The organism is Natrinema salsiterrestre (assembly GCF_029502005.1).
Lineage (GTDB): Archaea > Halobacteriota > Halobacteria > Halobacteriales > Natrialbaceae > Natrinema > Natrinema salsiterrestre.
Map to the genome: position 1 here is coordinate 12,408 of NZ_JAMQOT010000015.1, position 14,228 is coordinate 26,635.

At 62.9% G+C, this 14,228-nt stretch carries 20 protein-coding genes; all 20 read right to left on the reverse strand.

Going from position 1 to position 14,228, the window contains the following annotated elements; translation table 11 throughout:
* Positions 1 to 37: 37 nt before the first annotated feature.
* Complete coding sequence (locus NDI89_RS22790) at positions 38 to 2,011, reverse strand: phage portal protein (RefSeq protein ID WP_277525029.1); 1,974 nt, start codon at positions 2,009 to 2,011, stop codon at positions 38 to 40.
* Positions 2,004 to 2,396 carry a hypothetical protein gene (locus NDI89_RS22795; RefSeq protein ID WP_277525032.1) on the reverse strand — a complete coding sequence of 131 codons (393 nt, stop codon included), beginning with the start codon at positions 2,394 to 2,396 and terminating at the stop codon, positions 2,004 to 2,006. The genes NDI89_RS22790 and NDI89_RS22795 overlap by 8 nt, the downstream gene beginning before the upstream one ends.
* The gene (locus tag NDI89_RS22800; RefSeq protein ID WP_277525034.1) at positions 2,393 to 3,970 is read right to left on the reverse strand and encodes a hypothetical protein; all 1,578 of its coding nucleotides are present in this window, start codon (positions 3,968 to 3,970) and stop codon (positions 2,393 to 2,395) included. Before NDI89_RS22800 ends, NDI89_RS22795 begins: the two co-directional genes overlap by 4 nt.
* Positions 3,970 to 4,572, reverse strand: a complete 603-nt coding sequence (locus NDI89_RS22805) for a hypothetical protein (protein ID WP_277525036.1) — start codon at positions 4,570 to 4,572, stop codon at positions 3,970 to 3,972. The genes NDI89_RS22800 and NDI89_RS22805 overlap by 1 nt, the downstream gene beginning before the upstream one ends.
* A 317-nt stretch (positions 4,573 to 4,889) precedes the next feature.
* A complete protein-coding gene (locus NDI89_RS22810; protein ID WP_277525038.1) occupies positions 4,890 to 5,093 on the reverse strand; it encodes a hypothetical protein in 204 nt (67 codons plus the stop codon).
* A gap of 7 nt (positions 5,094 to 5,100) precedes the next feature.
* A complete protein-coding gene (locus tag NDI89_RS22815) occupies positions 5,101 to 5,235 on the reverse strand; it encodes a hypothetical protein (RefSeq protein ID WP_277525040.1) in 135 nt (44 codons plus the stop codon).
* 3 nt (positions 5,236 to 5,238) lie between these two features.
* Positions 5,239 to 5,445 (reverse strand): hypothetical protein, encoded by a 207-nt coding sequence (locus NDI89_RS22820; protein ID WP_277525043.1) that lies wholly within the window; start codon positions 5,443 to 5,445, stop codon positions 5,239 to 5,241.
* Positions 5,446 to 5,452: 7 nt separating this feature from the next.
* Positions 5,453 to 5,590 carry a hypothetical protein gene (locus NDI89_RS22825; protein WP_277525045.1) on the reverse strand — a complete coding sequence of 46 codons (138 nt, stop codon included), beginning with the start codon at positions 5,588 to 5,590 and terminating at the stop codon, positions 5,453 to 5,455.
* Entirely contained in the window at positions 5,590 to 5,766 is a 177-nt protein-coding gene (locus NDI89_RS22830; RefSeq protein ID WP_277525047.1) for a hypothetical protein, read from the reverse strand. The genes NDI89_RS22825 and NDI89_RS22830 overlap by 1 nt, the downstream gene beginning before the upstream one ends.
* Before the next feature lie 2 nt (positions 5,767 to 5,768).
* Positions 5,769 to 6,062: a hypothetical protein gene (locus NDI89_RS22835; protein WP_277525048.1), complete on the reverse strand. Its 294-nt coding sequence runs from the start codon at positions 6,060 to 6,062 to the stop codon at positions 5,769 to 5,771.
* The gene (locus tag NDI89_RS22840; protein WP_277525051.1) at positions 6,055 to 6,303 is read right to left on the reverse strand and encodes a hypothetical protein; all 249 of its coding nucleotides are present in this window, start codon (positions 6,301 to 6,303) and stop codon (positions 6,055 to 6,057) included. The genes NDI89_RS22835 and NDI89_RS22840 overlap by 8 nt, the downstream gene beginning before the upstream one ends.
* A gap of 76 nt (positions 6,304 to 6,379) precedes the next feature.
* Entirely contained in the window at positions 6,380 to 6,976 is a 597-nt protein-coding gene (locus tag NDI89_RS22845) for an HNH endonuclease signature motif containing protein (protein WP_277525053.1), read from the reverse strand.
* A 16-nt stretch (positions 6,977 to 6,992) separates the two neighbouring features.
* The gene (locus NDI89_RS22850; protein WP_277525055.1) at positions 6,993 to 7,568 is read right to left on the reverse strand and encodes a hypothetical protein; all 576 of its coding nucleotides are present in this window, start codon (positions 7,566 to 7,568) and stop codon (positions 6,993 to 6,995) included.
* Positions 7,569 to 8,209: 641 nt separating this feature from the next.
* On the reverse strand, positions 8,210 to 8,578 hold the full coding sequence (locus NDI89_RS22855) for a hypothetical protein (RefSeq protein ID WP_277525057.1): 369 nt from the start codon (positions 8,576 to 8,578) through the stop codon (positions 8,210 to 8,212).
* An 8-nt stretch (positions 8,579 to 8,586) separates the two neighbouring features.
* Complete coding sequence (locus tag NDI89_RS22860; protein WP_277525059.1) at positions 8,587 to 9,156, reverse strand: hypothetical protein; 570 nt, start codon at positions 9,154 to 9,156, stop codon at positions 8,587 to 8,589.
* Positions 9,157 to 9,305: 149 nt separating this feature from the next.
* Entirely contained in the window at positions 9,306 to 9,545 is a 240-nt protein-coding gene (locus tag NDI89_RS22865; RefSeq protein WP_277525061.1) for a helix-turn-helix domain-containing protein, read from the reverse strand.
* Positions 9,546 to 9,716: 171 nt separating this feature from the next.
* Positions 9,717 to 10,079, reverse strand: a complete 363-nt coding sequence (locus NDI89_RS22870; RefSeq protein WP_277525063.1) for a hypothetical protein — start codon at positions 10,077 to 10,079, stop codon at positions 9,717 to 9,719.
* A gap of 161 nt (positions 10,080 to 10,240) precedes the next feature.
* Entirely contained in the window at positions 10,241 to 10,774 is a 534-nt protein-coding gene (locus NDI89_RS22875) for a hypothetical protein (RefSeq protein WP_277525065.1), read from the reverse strand.
* Positions 10,767 to 11,033 carry a hypothetical protein gene (locus NDI89_RS22880; RefSeq protein WP_277525067.1) on the reverse strand — a complete coding sequence of 89 codons (267 nt, stop codon included), beginning with the start codon at positions 11,031 to 11,033 and terminating at the stop codon, positions 10,767 to 10,769. Before NDI89_RS22880 ends, NDI89_RS22875 begins: the two co-directional genes overlap by 8 nt.
* A complete protein-coding gene (locus NDI89_RS22885) occupies positions 11,030 to 14,164 on the reverse strand; it encodes a helix-turn-helix domain-containing protein (protein WP_277525069.1) in 3,135 nt (1,044 codons plus the stop codon). The genes NDI89_RS22880 and NDI89_RS22885 overlap by 4 nt, the downstream gene beginning before the upstream one ends.
* Between the last annotated feature and the right edge of the window lie 64 nt (positions 14,165 to 14,228).

Consider the following 14,228-nt stretch of genomic DNA (forward strand, 5'->3'; position numbering starts at 1 on the left):
CCGCCCAGTCAGAGGCGAACCGCAACCGCCCGCAGTGTTACATCGGAAGGTCGTCTGGCACCTCACCCGAATCGGGTGACGGGCCCTCCGGCAACCGCTCGTGGAAGTTCGTGATCTCGAGGTAGGCGTACTCGAGGCGGATCGAATCGTAGTGATACCCGCCATGGCTCGAGGCCGACGTCAGCCCGGACCACTCCGTCGGCGGGACATCAACGTAGGCGTACAGCGACGATTGGCCCTCATCGCGGAGGAACGACAGGTAGAGTTCCTGCTCCTCGTGGTCGTAGAGCCCCTCGTCAAGGTTCGAGGAGTTGAATTGCATCTGCTCAACCTCGTCCTTCGTCGTGAGGTCGGTCTTGATCTCGTCCCACTCCCGCTCGCCGATCTTGTTTTCCGGCGGTGGCTCAGCTGCGTTTGCCGATAGAGACGCTTCCGCTTCGCCCCCGCCGGCACCGCCGCCAGTGAACTCTGACTCGAACTGGGCGAGGGGCATATCACCGTACTCGTCATCGCGGGTCGGGAGGCCGAGCTCCTCGAGGACCTGGTTGACCGTTGCGACGCCGGCCAGTCGCATCGACCGGACCCGCTGCTCGGTCATCTGGGCCTCCTCCTTGGGCTGGTCCGCGCCCCGCAACTCGAACTCGATCGTCCAGTCCCGGATCCCGAACGCCTTCTGGTGGAGAATCTGGTACAGGCGCTCGGCGAACTTGTACTGCTCCGGTTGGATTACCTCGAGGGCGAAGTCCTTGTCCTGTTGGTCGGAGTTCGACCGGTTCGACGTCTCCGTGTTGCCGATCTTGACCGGCGGGACCTCCAGGACCTTGGCAATCTCGTGCTCGTTCTTCTTCCGGAACTCCTTGAAGTCCATCTCCTCCGAGATCCCCTGCCCCAGTGGCTCGATCTTGATCTCGACGTCGTTCCCGTCTTCGGTTTTGAGAGCGTTGTCATCAACGAACTTCTCGACCTCGAGGATCACTGCACGATGGGACTCGGCCCGCAGCCCGTTGAGCATCTGCCGGAGATCCTTCCGGGACTCCTCAGACAGCTCCCCACCAGTGACCTTGATGACCATCCGCGGGATGGTGTCGTTGTCGAAGAAATCCCGATTGTAGTCCTTCGCCGCTTCGTCCGCGGTGATCGTCCGGATGGCGCTCACCCAGTCCGGGATCCCGTAATCATCGCCGCCGGGAGACGGGTTGGTGACGAAGATCAGTTCGTTCGCCGGCGCGTTCTCGAGGTTCTGTGCGGACCCGGTGGCGACGTCGCCCGTTTCCCGGTCGACGAAGATCGGTTCCTCGTTGCCATTGGTCTCGCGATAGCGAACACTCGCCGAGTCGTCATCGCCACCAGTGATCTCAATGTCAAGCCCGCGGTAGCGGTCGCCGGCCTCACCGAAGTAGCGGCGCCGGCCATCCCGAATCTGGACGTATCCGCGGCTCGCGAACTCCGCGACGTCGCCGTCGACGTAGCGCCCTTCCTCTGGGTGGCGGGGTTGATCGAACCGACTCTGGGGCTTCCGGACGCGAACAGTCTTCGCCGGGACGTGCGCAAGGCCGACCGGCTTCCCCTCGAGGTCGGTCAGGATCTCGAGACAGCACCAGCCGATCAGATGATAGTCCTGACGCGCCAGTTCAAGGACCTCGACCGGCGTCGTCGGTTCGGCCTTCTGGCGGGCCTTCGTCTGCCAGCGTGAGTCGAGGCCACGCCAGAAGTTTCGGATGACCTCCTTCTCGGTATCGTCGGCTTCGTCTTCGTCGACGTCGGTGTGGGTCGCGATGGAGAACCCGTAGCCGACCTCGTAGCGGGCTTTCTTCCGGATCCCCGTGGAGAGCGTCTCGTTGAGCTCGTGGAAACTCGCCAGCCGGTATGGGTTGTACGGCGGCTTGACGCCGGCGCCGTGGGTCCGGATCCGCCGGTCGGAGAGTTGGGTACTGTTCTCCGCTTTCGACAGTGGTGTCCCGCTACCGATCCCTGATACCTTTACTGAGACCTCGCCCTCGTCGCTACTCATCGTCGATCACCGTGCGCCCAGTTGTGTTTGATCGTCCAGTTGCGTTTGATCGGCCTGTCCAGTCAGCACCACGCCCTGTGACCGCCTCGTGGACATGGTCAGTATGCTCGTCCAGTTCCTCGAGCGTTTCATCGTCGAACCAGTGACCTGGGTAGAAGATGGAGAGGATCGTCTGTCGCTTATACGCGCGCTGGTCGGCGAGACAGTTCGAACACACTACCTCTCCAGTGTCGATCTCGTGTCCCTCGACATCGTCGTCCCACTCGTCTCGAGGCCACTTGCACCAGACGCAACGGTCCTCGTCGACGGGCTCTGTGCGGGCCTCGTCTCTGTCCCATCCAACGATACCCTCGAAGTCGTGATATGGCTCGTCCGAATCTGTCATAAGTAACTCACTCCTGTCGACTCAGAACTTGACTGCTGCGTCGACGCCGTCTGGCGGGTGATCGCCCCTGCTGCGTGGCACGCGAGCGCGATCGACCAGAACGATTCGCCGTGCCCTTCGCCCGTCTCGACGGCGTCAAGGTCGTTCGTGACGACCTTGAGCTGACGATTCTGGCGGCCGTCGGGAAGCAATTTGATCCGGCCGGTTGACTCGTGGACGTCGAACGAGCTCGCCACCTCCTGGTTCGTTGGCCGGTTGAGGCTGATCGGGACCATCTCCGACGGGAGCATCCCCATCTCGTCAAGGCCCTCGTACTCGCCTCGAGTGTTGTCGTAGGGCAGCGACCGGATGTTGAAGTAGTCGACCGCCCGCTGGCAGTACTCAACTTGCCGTTTGTAGTCCCAGCCGTCCATCCACTTCGAATGGACCTGGAAGAGGTGGCCGGCAGGCGACCGGACGGCCAAGTCATCACCCACTCGGATCTCGCGATCGAGCAGCGCGAAGACCGCGAGGTGTGCCGGGTGGCGCTTCTTCCCGATGTCGAGACCAGCGACGCAGCCGTTGAACGACCACTCCTCTTCTTGTGCGACCCAGCGGCCCTCGAGGCCGCGCTCGCCGTAGTCCTCAAGGCCCTGAACCGACATCCCGGCGATATCCTCATCCCGGAAGTAACCGATCTCACTCGAGCGCGGGGAGACCTGGTACTCCTGGTTGAACGACTTGTCCCCGAGCTTGTGTTTGAGGCCGATCAGATCGTCGTAGGTCTTCCACTCCGGCCAGAGTACCTCCTCGCGATCGTAGTCCTGGATCGCCGGCTCCTCGAGGCGGTGGAAGTCCGCCAGCAGCGCATCGTCGAACGTGAAGTCCTCCTCCGTCTGGGGCGTTGTGCTGACGTGCAGCTCGGCGACGTCGCCCGACGGGATCGACATGATCGCGTCCTTGAAGATGCGGTTGATCTTGAGGACGCGGCCAGGATCGAGGCCGGCGTCCTGCTTGTTGTCGTCCTGGAACGGGTCGTCGACGATGACGATATCGGAGTGTTTCCCGCGGACCATCTGCTGGACGCTCGCCGGCGAGATCGAGACGACGTGGTCACCGTCCCAGCTGTAGGCCCCGCGGCTCTCCGCACGCGGCTTTAAGTCGTTGACGTCGTCGAACCACGGGTTGCGATCGATCAGCGGTTTGATCCCGTCCGTGTTCTCGGCGCCGATGTGGTACCGCGCCATCGGCTGGTTGAACGAGAAGTAGAGGATCTCGAGGTCCGTCGGGCCGTCGGCCCACTTGCAGTCGGGATCGGCATCGAACCGGTTGCGCCACACCCACCACGTGACGTATGCGTAGTTCCCAGTGGATTTGAAGTGGTCTCGAGGGCCGACGACGACCGACCGGTCGTTCTCCTGCAGCCGTCGGCAGCGGGTCGCGACCCACTCGCCGCGGACGAACTCTTCGAACGACGCCGAGAAGATCAGGTCGACGTAGGCCGCGAACGACTCGTAGGTCGCCCGGTAGATTCCCGCGCGTGTCTCCGAGTCGATCTCGGCGGCCGACTGACCGGACACATCTACAGAGCTCATCAGTCGCCGCCCTCCTCGAGGTTGGACTCCGCTGCAGTCGCGATCGCGTCGGACACGTGGCCCGGGATCGAGAGCTCCGTCGTCTGGTTGACATCGGCGTCGACCTCTGCCTCGAGTTTATCCGCCGGCTTCTCGATCACGCCGAAGTCCGCCGCCCACTGCCGGGCCTCGCGGAGGAACCGATCGTCACCGGTCCGGAGGTACTTCGCGTACGCCTCCTTGACGACGTCCGCTGCGAAGTCGTCGCCGTGCTCCTCGAGGTCGAGCGCCTCGATAGCATCAGCCTCGTTCTCGGTCAGCCCCTCCTGCATGAAGTCTTGGAACTCTGAGTAGCTACCGTGCTCGTGGTTGGGGTTGGACTCGCCCCACTGCTCGCCGGTCACCGGATGTTTGCTGCAGGGCCCGACCTGTCTGTCTTCACCCCAGCCCGCTGCCTGCAGACAGTACTCGTAGTCGTCGCGCTCGCGGCCGTGATCGGTCGGTGTCGTCCGGTCCGACTTCTTGGCCGCGCAGATACGATGGCCTCGTTCGGGATGAATCGGGTGCCCCTGCTCATCTCGAGGAGGCTCGCTCGAGATCTCGTACTCTTCGTCGTCTGTCATTGGTGGATCGTTGCGGTGTCGGGTGTCAGTAGTGGCTCAGCGCGGCGGACCGCTTCGGCTGAGACCGTTTGGTCCTCGTCGAGAGAGGCCAGCTGGTGTCTTCGGTGAGTCGACGTCGTCGGGCCGATCGTGCTCTCCCTCGAGGTGGCACTTCTTGCAGCGCTTCCGGAGGTTTGCCGGGTGGCCGTTCTGCTTGTTTTCGTCACGATGGTGGACGTCGACGCGATCGGCGGTATCGAACGAGCGGCCACAACCCGGACAGCGTCGACCGCCGCGTTCGTCGTGTGTGCGTTCTCTATGTCGGTCCCTCGAGTCGGTCATGGGAAGTCGATCAGGAGCCGCCGCGTACACTCCGGACAGAGGGTGATCAGGTCACCGGCGTCGTACTCGTGCTCAGCGAGTTGTCCGCCGATCTTCGAGGACTGGATCCACTGCTCGTTGAACTCGGCAGTAAGCGCTGGACGGCTTTGATAGATCGTATCTGGGTCGCAGAAGCCGTCACACTCGTAGTGGTAGGTCATGAAAAAGTCACCGCCAGTACTGGAGCTGCAGAGGCGGACGGGATCGGATCCAGCCACCCGGTGTCCCGTCGTAGAGCATGAACCAGCCGTCGAACTCGAACACGACAACGTCCTCTCCGCGCTCGAGAGCGTCGTCGGACATGGCTCAGTCACTCTCGTCACCATTCGCTTCGGAGGGATCGACGTCGTCGCCCTCCTGGACGGACTCTGCGTAGGCCGGGCTGATGCCAGCCTTCCGGTAGAGAACTGCGAGTCCGAGTTTCGCGAGGTCAGCGCCCGGCAGAAGTGCTAACGTAATCGCTGCGCCAGTTATCAGTGCGAGTTGAACGAGCGTGAGTGTCAGTTCTGCCATGTTGGAATCACTCCTTCGGGTAGTGTCGGTAGGCCTCGGCGTCCAGGGCCTCGAGTTGCAGGACGGTCGCAGCAACCAGCGCGCAGCGCCGATGCCACTGGATCTCTCCATCCTCATGGTCCTCGCAGCGAGGGCAGTAAGACATCAGTCGGTCACCTGGAAGGACGTCGTCGCCGGGAAGTCGTCGTTACCTCGTCCCGCTGCGGGCCCGACGGCGTCGACGCACGATCGGCACGCGTCCTCGCCGCGGTACTCCGCCGGCGCCGCGAACATCCCGCGGCCAGCGCAGTCGTCGACGAGCTCGAGCGAGCAGGTCCACATGGTCAGGCAGCCACCTCGCAGGTGGGGGTGTTCTGATCGAGACCGTACCAGACAGCGATTCCAAGGGCAGCGAACAGGCCGTTGGCGATCAGGCCCAGGAGGACGACCATGGCCGGCCTCCCAGCGAGCACCAGTGCCGACGAGGCCATCAGTAGGGCGACGCCGATCAGGAACAAGCTGCTCACCAGCGCGGGGTGGACGTGATCACGCCGCCAGAACTGAAAGTAGAGTGCGGCAGACATCCAGATCACGCCGGCGAACGCGCCGATCGTATCCACGAGTTGGGTATCAATCATCCCCATCGCCCCCGTTACTGCCCTCGTTTTGCTGGCTGGTTCCGGTTCGACCGATCGTGACCGGCAGCTGATCCAGGGCGATGTCGACGCCGAGGAGTGCTGAAATCAGGCTGACCAGCAGGGCCTTGTTCTGGAGTGTGAGCGTTATCTCGGGATGGATCGTGTCGGCTACCATCAGGGACAGCAGCGTGAGAACTGCTGCGAAGCCTGCCAGTGGCCGGATGCGTCTCTTGAGCGTCATTCATGGGTCTGGTGGTGTTTCGAGAGAAAGTCCGAGGTCCGCCGCCGCGAGTTCGAGCCGCCAAGGATTGTGAAAATCAGGCCGCGCGCGGATATTCGTCGGACGCGTGGACGCGGCGGTGTTCCGCGTTCGTGACGAGTTGTAGGTTCTCTGGGCGATTATCCCACTTGAATCCATTTCGGTGATGGACGTGTTTGTCTGCAACGGCATCGAAGCCCCATTCCGCGACAGCGACGAGGCGGTGTACTCGGATCGTGTCCGTTCCGACCTGTTCGCCGTCTGCGTAGTTGTGGGATGTCGCGCGGTAGTAGCCGCGATGATGGTCAAAAGAGGGGTGGCCCGTCGCTGTTGCGACCCCTTGGCTATGGGGCTTGATTCCGTGTTCGTGGACCCAGTGTAGTACTGCGCCCTTTGAGCAGCCGAGGGCGTCTGCGATTTGAGGTGCCGTGAGCCCCTCTTCCGTGTATTTCTCTCGGAGCCACTCCTCGTCCGCCAAGTTTGGGTACTCGAGGCGAGCCTCCGCTTGGCTCCTGGTATCGATATCGAGCTTATCGAACCAGTCCCGTACGGTACGTCCAGCACACCCGAGTTCTTTGCCGATCTCGTCGGTCGACAGGCCCTCGTCGTAATAGAGTTCGCGGAGAGTCTCCTCGTCGTGCCACGGCTTCCCCATTGTACCTCTAATCCACTCATTCCAGATCCTCAGTAGTTTCGATTCCGAGGTCCTGAGCGGCCAACTCGACTCCTTTTTCGATATCCATGTCTACACCTCGGTAGTGCTTTTCAGCCAGATCTGGTCTCCACGAATTATATTCCAGATGAGCGGTGACGATCGTGCCATCGCCGGGTGCTGGGAACAGAGTCACGTGGACCTGCCGTCGACGAAGCCACTCCGGTGCGCCGGGGAACGGCTTCGATCCCCGGTGACGGGCGTAGGAGGCGACCTCCGTGTTACCGTTCCAGTCCGTTTTCAGTCCGGCGAGTGGTTCGACGACGTACCCTGCGGCCTCGAGGTCCTCGATGACGGCCTCTGGTTCGGCATCGAGCGTTGCGACGTGTTCGTCTTCGTCGACGTGGTAGGTCGCGTAGAAGGACTCTCCGAGCGAGCGCTTCGCGACGGTGTGTGCCAGTGGGATGAACACGCGCCGCAGCGGCTGCCACGGGACCTCCTTGAACTGCGGTCCGTAGTAGAGTCGGGCGATGCCTGCCCCGCCGATCGCGACGCCGGCGATCTCGTAGATGTGGTTCGTGAGTGGTTCGAGCATTCTGGGTATGTGAAACTGCGGTCGGCCTCTCGTGTACGATAAAGTAGACGCCGCCCCGATGGGGCGACTCAAGATGGTGTCGGACTGGCTAATGGGGTTGGTTCGCGGCCGCAGGTCGCTCGAGACGATCGCTCGCTTTCGCGAGGGGCCTCGATCGAGCCGGTCGGATCCTCGGTTGTCCCAAGGGCACCGCCGGCAGTCCCTCACCGCGGGCTCGCCCTGCTCGTGGCGCTACAGTCTGTTCGTGGACGTCGTCGTGGTCGCTGAAGTGAACGGAACGATAACCACCGAATCCGCGATCGAAGAGATGCAATCTCGCGACGATCAGTGTACTGTCTCTGCCAGCCCTTGAGCAGTGACGAGAGCCTATCTGGGCATGTCTCAGCCCGTCGCGTGACCTCAGTCGACGGGCCTCGAGCGCTAGGCGAGGCCGACCGCAACCACGGTCTCCGGCAGTCGTGACGCTGCCGGACGTTGACGTCATCGGATGACCCTCGAGGGAGTCGAACCCTGGCCAGCCGCTACTGCGGCCAGCCCACCAAGGCGTCGGGTCGACAGGGAAAGGTGGGGAGAGGTGTGTCAGTCGGAGAGGTTCCTCGAGCGTGCCTCTCGAGGCCAGAGATGGTCCGAGGCAGCGGCCGTCATCGGGGGTTGTTGCGAGGATCCGTCGCGATGAACTCGCGGATGTCTGCGATCTGCTGGGTGGACCAGCGGCCCGATCGTCGAGCAGCTGTGGTGTTGATCGAGATCGGATAACCCGTGATCACTTCGCGGTCGCCGACGTCGACGACGAGACGGTACGTCACCCCGCCGAACGTCTCGCGAAGCCAGACCGTTCCTGGATCTGCTTCGGTGACGCTTCCTGCCTCGATGCAGCGTCGGACGATCTCGTCGTCCAGGTGCCGCGGCGGGCGATCGTCTTCGTACCGGTCGTTGAACCGCTCGGGGAAGTGCAACGACGGTCGGTACGCCGACGGCTCTCGAGGCGGGGACTGAGCGTCGGTAGACATAGTGCGAGTTAGTCGCTGACTGCGACCGGCGTCGACGAGCGACCGGCATCGGTTGCTGGCCGATCCCGATCAAGGGCGCGGGCGAACGCGATCCCGAGGACCTCCGTCTCGTTGCCCTGGGCATCACGCCGGCTCTTCAGCTGGCGAACCTGCCGACCGAAGGTCTTCCCGTCGATATCGTGATCCGTGTGGCGTTTGACGTACCGGAAGATGTTCTTCGCGAGCGGTTTGAGCTCCTCGAGGGACTTGTTTCGGTGGTTCCCGTTACAGTCGGTCCCGCAGTTCAGACAGTAACAGGTCCCGAACCGCCGGTTCGCGTCCCACGTCGTGTGTTCCTGGGATCCGTTCTCGGTGCGCTCGTACCACTCAAAGAGCGTCAGGGTGACTGGCTTTCCATGTTCGAGACACTTCTCGTCGGGCGTTTCGAGCATCTTCTCCTTCGCCGGCCCGATCGAGCGCACCTGGGCGAAACACGAGTTGCAGATCTCACTCGACGTCCAGATCTCCTCCTCGAAGAGCTCGTAGTTGCGCTTGTCCGATGGACGTGTCTCGAACGGGATATCTCGAAACTGTTTCATGGGTGGTGAGAACGGCGGATCCGGGGCTGCTGGACAAAGACGGCCGGCGATCCGAGCCGGCGGCCTGTTCGGCGAGCCCCAGAGGTATCTGACTTACTACCAGATATGGTACTTATCTTAGATAAGGAGTCGTATAGCGACCTAATAGGTCACTTGTCAAGCCTGTATATCTTCTTCCGGGCGTCAGGCATGTAGGTCGTCGACTCGACTACGCCGGCGTCCTCGAGGTGGCCGAGTGCTTCTCGGACGCTTCGCTTTGGGAGGAGGGACCGCTCTGCGATCGCAGCCTGATCGAGGGCGTCGTCGGCGTGATCGAGGACCTTATAGACGAGTTTCTGGGTTGGGGTGCCCTCGCGGACAGCGACCGGCGTGTCGGTGTCACTCGGCATCGTCGACACCCCGTTGTCGATCTGTTTCCGTTTCCGCAGAACGCTCGAGTTTCCAGCACCGGGCGCATTCGTCCATGCCTGTGAGCGGCGAATCCTCCCATTCGTGACCTTTGAGCCAGCAGACAAGATTGCTGAACGGTCCGAGTGGGCGTTCTGTAACGTCGTTCGACATCAAGCATCCCCTCCGTCGCGGAGCTCCTGCCGGCGAGCGTTGATCTGCCCCACCAGATCCGAATCCGGTTCCTCTGCGTGCTCGAGGTAGCTCTCGAGGAACGCTAAGAGCGCCTCAGCGTCTGTCGTTGGGTCGAGATGAGTGGGGTCGTCCGGCGGTCGGAGTAGGCCGTCGCCGAGCTCGTCGTGGATCGCTGCATGAGCCTCCTCGAGCGAGCTGCCGCCGCGAGCGAGGGATCCGATGACTTCCCCCCGGGTTGCGTAGTGCCGGTCGTTATGGCGAGTGTAGTGCTCGGCTGCTCGAACGGGACACTCTGTGACCTTCGGCGTGTCTGTCGAGACGTCTCCGGCCGTCTTACTCATCGGTCTCACCTCGGTCAGAGACAATCGCGAGCATGAGTGTGCAAATACCTATTCCGGCTGCTGTACCCGCTCCATAGGCCATCCAAATGAGGTGTGAGTCAGAAGCCCACCAGAGGAACACGAGGCTCCCCAAGATAGTAGTCAACGCGAAGCGCTGAACGCTACTCATTGTAACCACCGTCCGAAAGAGACTGGTACCAGATGGGGTCGTAGCGCCGGTTCGGATGTTCGGTCGTGTGGTGATCGACGATCGCGTCCTCCAGGACGTCGTCGCCGCAGTGGACGCACTCGACGGTCCCGGGTTCGTCCTCGAGATCATCGGCCAGTCCCGTGCCGTCCTCGCGATGGATGGTCCGAGACGGAGGCGTGATCTCCTCGAGGTCGCGGTTCAACACGGCAGCAACGCGCTGGCGGACGCGCAACGGGAGATCGACGAAGTCGACGGCGTCACGCCAGCGCTCACCGTCGCGCCAGTAGTTGCCCTTGTTCGTGTGTTTGATGGCGTAGCCAGCGATGATCCCCTCGTTCTCGAGGCGGTCCGTGCAGTGGACGGTCCACTTCTCGTCTGTCTGGTAGCCCTGGTCGTGCAGCTGGACGTCGAGAGTGATGTCCTTTGCCGACGTGTCTTCTCGCCACGCCGGTGGATCGTCCGGTTCCTCATCCCAGTGAGAGGTATCTGGCTCATACTTAGGCATCGGACTCACCTCCGACGTCGACGACATCGAGGTCGTACTCCTCTTCGAGGATCTCCTGCCCGCGCGCCTTGATCTGTTCGTCTGTTTCGTCGTCGACGACCTCCTTGGTCGCTCGAAGGAACGCGTGCTGGCCGATCGTCTCGACCAAAAGCGTCTCCGTGACCTTCGACCGAGTCTCGAATCGGAATATGAAGAGCATCGTCGTCACGGCCGCGCCGACAGCAACGCCGCCAGCGTAGAGAGCGATCGATTCGATCATGCTCCCACCTCTCTCGAGTCCTCCGTCGTCGGTAGCGACTGCTGGATCACTGCCGGGCCGGGCCCCATCGAAACGGTCGTCGGTCCCTGATCATGCAGCTCGACGTCGAGCAACCGGATGGCGAGCTCGCCCCACGGTCGGAGATCGTCGTCCTCGAGGATACCGCCAGGGTTCGGCGGATCCCACAGCAGCCCGCCGAGGGCGTCGTCCGGATCGGCGTACCGTGCTGGTGGAAGTGTGGCGTCGAGCAGCGCGTCGACGACGTCCAGGAACGATGGCGTCGCGACGGTCTCGGGAACGACCGGATTGCGTCGCTCCGCTTGTTCCGGGAACGAGAGTTCGACGCGGTAGCCGTCCTCGGAGATCTCGAGTAGCCCCAGCGCCTCGAGTTTGGCCTCGTGGCGACCGACCGTCTTCTCGCACTTCCCGGAGCGTTCGGCAAGCTCTGCCTTCGAAAGCGGTTCTTCGGCCTCGAGCAGCGTCTTGAGGATGACGCCGACCGACCGCGGCAGGTCGGGACACAGCGCTGCGGCGTCGACGCCGGCGAGCGCTTTCCGAACTTCGTCCGGTCGGACCTCGCGACGCTCGTCTTCCTCCTGGAGGCGTTGATGGAGCCCCTCGGCTGCGTCGTGAGGCGTCTCAACGAGGCCGTGAAGCAGCGAGACGGCCTCCGACGTCGGTCGGAGGTTCTTTGCGCCGAGGATCCGGGCCGCCGTCTCGGCGAAAGCCTGCCGACCGACGTCCTCGATCGGGACCTGGACGGCGATCTCGAGAGCGTCCTCGTGTTCCTCTTCGGGATCCTCGAGACGCGACCGGAGATACGGCTCGAGGCGGTGGATGTCTGGGCCACGGATGACGATCGATCCGATGAGGTCACCGTACGGATCCGCGGCGTCGACGGACGGGACGAGGGCCCGCTCTCGCTTCTCTTCGCGACCCTCGAACAGCTGCCGGTAGCAGGCAAAGCAGTCCTTGTACGTCGACTGGATCGCCGCCGAGACAGCGATGGACCGAGCGAGTTGGCCCAGCTGGCGTTCTCGGTCGGCCTTCGGGGGGACACGGATCTCCCGGACGAGGTCGACGCCGACCGCGTCGAGGAGATGTGCCATCGTCCCGAAGAGGCCGTGTGACTTCCGGAGGATCTCCGACCGGAAGGCATCTCGACCGTCGAACTCGCCGTATTCGCCGTGTTTCAGCTGGCGAGTCATGTCGCCGATCTCCTTGCCCCAGTCGGCCAGTTTCTCGATGAACTCGGACTGGTCCTCGAGAGCGTCGTCGGTCGCTCCACCGATACACCGGGCTTCGCGAACGATGATCGGCGGATCGTCGATCGCCTCGAGGCGACCATTCGAAAAGACCTTCTCGAGGAAGGTCGGCCAGGTTAACGCGATCGCACTGCTGGCCACATAGGTGGTGGGATCGGCTCCTCGAACAGCGACGACGACCTCGTCACGATCGGCATCGTAGCTGACCCGGCGAACGCGGTCGTTCTCCTCGCCGACGTCGCCGGGAACCAGCGTGACACCGCCGTCTGCGGCCGCTGCAGCGGCCCCTGCGTGCTCGGCGCTGCCGAGGAAGGCGGTCTTCCACGGACCAGCCGCCTTGGCCGGCGGCTCCTGGGGGCCGTCCTCCCCCACCCTTCCCGTGTGCGTGTTTACACGGCCCTTCGAACGGCTTTGTCCATCGCCGCTAACGAAGGACTCAATCCGGCGCTGTCGTGCGGTTTCCTTGTCGAACGTCTCGAGAACGGCTTCGCCGGCCTCGAGAAGCTCAACCATCCGACCGGTCTGCGGACCGAACCGATTTACGAGCTCGAGGCTCACGAGTTCTGAGATGCATTGCCGAACACGAGACTCATCACACTGGAATTCGGCGTAGAGTTGCCCGTAGGACAGCGCATCGCCGTCATCCTCGTAGAGCGTCCGGAGGATCGCAACCTCCCGACCGTCGTGATCGAGTGCGGCCATGCCGTCGTTCACGAGATCTGCGATGCCAGTTTCTGTGCGGCGTTGACTCCCCCACTCGCTAACGCCGGGGAGGTCGAGTCGATGGCGATCGGCCAGTTGCTGCAGGACGATCCCACTCGAAGCGACGCGGACATCGAGATTCGAAGCGAGGATCGCTAGCAGTTCGCAGATATCTTCGCGCTGACTTCGCTTGCGGTCGAGCCACTCTTCGTGGACGATCGCAGCCAGTGCCACCCCAGTTTCGGTGCCCCCGAACAGCGTGGCCGTTGCGAGTAGGTCCTCGGTCGCAGCCAGTGGATGCTCGTGCATCGACGGGATGACGTCGACGGCGACACGCCACGCTTCCCGTGAATCTCCGCGGGCCGCGTTGATGATCGGCGACCGGACCCAGAACGGGATGTGTTCATCCTCGAGAACCTCGTGACACTCGGCAGGATCGAGGCCCGCAAGGACTCCTCGGACTGACTCGGCAAGGACTTCGCGGACACGCGTACTCTCGAACAACTGCTCCCAGATATCGGTCACCGTCGCATCCTTATCAAGGTCGACGACGACAGATGCGAGCGTCTGGTCGGTCGGAGTGATCTCGCCCCGCGGCAGGTCGTCCGGATCGGGTCGATCGGCGAATCCATCGAGCAGTTCGTCGACGCGCGACTGGAAGATCTTCCAGCTGGCACGCTCATCGGGAACCTGTTCAGAGAACATCTCGCGGTGCTCGAGTCGAGTCTGTTCGGCGACCGCGTCCGCGAGGTCTTGATACCGATGTCGGTAGTCCTCGGTGTCAGGGCTCAAGTGGGCGTCGCGGCTGTCGGAATCGTCGTAGTAGTGAGCGATCGCTTCGTCAGCGGTGACGAACTCGACAAGCGCTTCGTCCGATACCTTCGCGGTTCGGTCCTCGACCGCCTCGAGCTGGGCGTTCCACGGCCCCCACTCGTCGCGGAAATCGGTGTAGACCTCTTCACAGTCTGCCTCCTTCGCCAGATACTGCGCACGAAGCTCAGCAGCACCTTCGTGACTGTCGGCCTTTTTGACGACCCTCGGCGCCGTGACCTCGTTCGGGCAGTTCGGGCAGGATACCGAGTCCTGTGTTCGGCGGTCGTGCTGCTCGACGATCCACGGGTTCTTGCACTGCCCACAGAGGACGACTTCCCACCAGTCGCTCATCGTCCCACCTCGTTCTGACGGCTGAAACGGCTGCGTAGACCTGTCTCTCCTGTGTTCACGGCGT

Bases quoted from the DNA above. Each gene is read 5' to 3' on its own strand.
- NDI89_RS22790 (WP_277525029.1), bottom strand. From the start codon at position 2,011: ATGAGTAGCGACGAGGGCGAGGTCTCAGTAAAGGTATCAGGGATCGGT.
- NDI89_RS22795 (WP_277525032.1), bottom strand. From the start codon at position 2,396: ATGACAGATTCGGACGAGCCATATCACGACTTCGAGGGTATCGTTGGA.
- NDI89_RS22800 (WP_277525034.1), bottom strand. From the start codon at position 3,970: ATGAGCTCTGTAGATGTGTCCGGTCAGTCGGCCGCCGAGATCGACTCG.
- NDI89_RS22805 (WP_277525036.1), bottom strand. From the start codon at position 4,572: ATGACAGACGACGAAGAGTACGAGATCTCGAGCGAGCCTCCTCGAGAT.
- NDI89_RS22810 (WP_277525038.1), bottom strand. From the start codon at position 5,093: ATGACCTACCACTACGAGTGTGACGGCTTCTGCGACCCAGATACGATC.
- NDI89_RS22815 (WP_277525040.1), bottom strand. From the start codon at position 5,235: ATGTCCGACGACGCTCTCGAGCGCGGAGAGGACGTTGTCGTGTTCGAG.
- NDI89_RS22820 (WP_277525043.1), bottom strand. From the start codon at position 5,445: ATGGCAGAACTGACACTCACGCTCGTTCAACTCGCACTGATAACTGGC.
- NDI89_RS22825 (WP_277525045.1), bottom strand. From the start codon at position 5,590: ATGTCTTACTGCCCTCGCTGCGAGGACCATGAGGATGGAGAGATCCAG.
- NDI89_RS22830 (WP_277525047.1), bottom strand. From the start codon at position 5,766: ATGTGGACCTGCTCGCTCGAGCTCGTCGACGACTGCGCTGGCCGCGGG.
- NDI89_RS22835 (WP_277525048.1), bottom strand. From the start codon at position 6,062: ATGATTGATACCCAACTCGTGGATACGATCGGCGCGTTCGCCGGCGTG.
- NDI89_RS22840 (WP_277525051.1), bottom strand. From the start codon at position 6,303: ATGACGCTCAAGAGACGCATCCGGCCACTGGCAGGCTTCGCAGCAGTT.
- NDI89_RS22845 (WP_277525053.1), bottom strand. From the start codon at position 6,976: ATGGGGAAGCCGTGGCACGACGAGGAGACTCTCCGCGAACTCTATTAC.
- NDI89_RS22850 (WP_277525055.1), bottom strand. From the start codon at position 7,568: ATGCTCGAACCACTCACGAACCACATCTACGAGATCGCCGGCGTCGCG.
- NDI89_RS22855 (WP_277525057.1), bottom strand. From the start codon at position 8,578: ATGTCTACCGACGCTCAGTCCCCGCCTCGAGAGCCGTCGGCGTACCGA.
- NDI89_RS22860 (WP_277525059.1), bottom strand. From the start codon at position 9,156: ATGAAACAGTTTCGAGATATCCCGTTCGAGACACGTCCATCGGACAAG.
- NDI89_RS22865 (WP_277525061.1), bottom strand. From the start codon at position 9,545: ATGCCGAGTGACACCGACACGCCGGTCGCTGTCCGCGAGGGCACCCCA.
- NDI89_RS22870 (WP_277525063.1), bottom strand. From the start codon at position 10,079: ATGAGTAAGACGGCCGGAGACGTCTCGACAGACACGCCGAAGGTCACA.
- NDI89_RS22875 (WP_277525065.1), bottom strand. From the start codon at position 10,774: ATGCCTAAGTATGAGCCAGATACCTCTCACTGGGATGAGGAACCGGAC.
- NDI89_RS22880 (WP_277525067.1), bottom strand. From the start codon at position 11,033: ATGATCGAATCGATCGCTCTCTACGCTGGCGGCGTTGCTGTCGGCGCG.
- NDI89_RS22885 (WP_277525069.1), bottom strand. From the start codon at position 14,164: ATGAGCGACTGGTGGGAAGTCGTCCTCTGTGGGCAGTGCAAGAACCCG.